The organism is Kitasatospora nipponensis (genome assembly GCF_039528135.1).
Taxonomy (GTDB): Bacteria; Actinomycetota; Actinomycetes; order Streptomycetales; family Streptomycetaceae; genus Kitasatospora; species Kitasatospora nipponensis.
The window spans coordinates 1-540 of sequence record NZ_BAAALF010001068.1; the positions used below are offsets into that span (position 1 = coordinate 1).

General features: G+C 68.9%; 1 protein-coding gene. It reads left to right on the forward strand.

The genetic code is table 11. From position 1 onward, the window contains the following. On the forward strand, positions 1-540 hold a 540-nt coding region (locus tag ABD323_RS44910), incomplete at both ends, for a LamG-like jellyroll fold domain-containing protein (RefSeq protein ID WP_344447717.1).

Sequence of the window (540 nt, forward strand, 5' to 3'; positions counted from 1 at the left end):
CCGCGCTGCCGCGTTCGGTCTGGAAGCACGTCACCTACACCCAGACCGGCACCACCGGCGTCCTCGACCAGGACGGCGTGGAGGTGGCCCGCAACACGTCGCTCACCATCACCCCCGGCGCCATCGGGTCCGGCACCACCACGGCCAACTACATCGGCAAGTCGCTCTACACCGGCGACAAGCTCTTCAAGGGCAGGATCCGTGACTTCCGCGTCTACGACCGCGCACTGGCGCCCAGCGAGGTCGTCGTACTCAGCGGGAACACCACGGGCGTCACCACGGCCACCCATCCCGCGCTGAAGATCGGCGCCATCATCGACGACGCCAACAGCAGGATCACCCTCCCACTGGCCGAGGGCAGTGAACTCACCGCGCTCGCCCCGCAGTTCACCCTCGTCAACGGCGCGTCCATCAGCCCGGCCTCCGGCACTCCGCGCGACTTCACCAAGCCGCTCACGTACGAGGTGACCGGCTCCGACGGCGGGAAGCGCACCTGGACGGTCGAGGCGCTGATCATGAAGAGCCCGGTCCTGCCGGGGC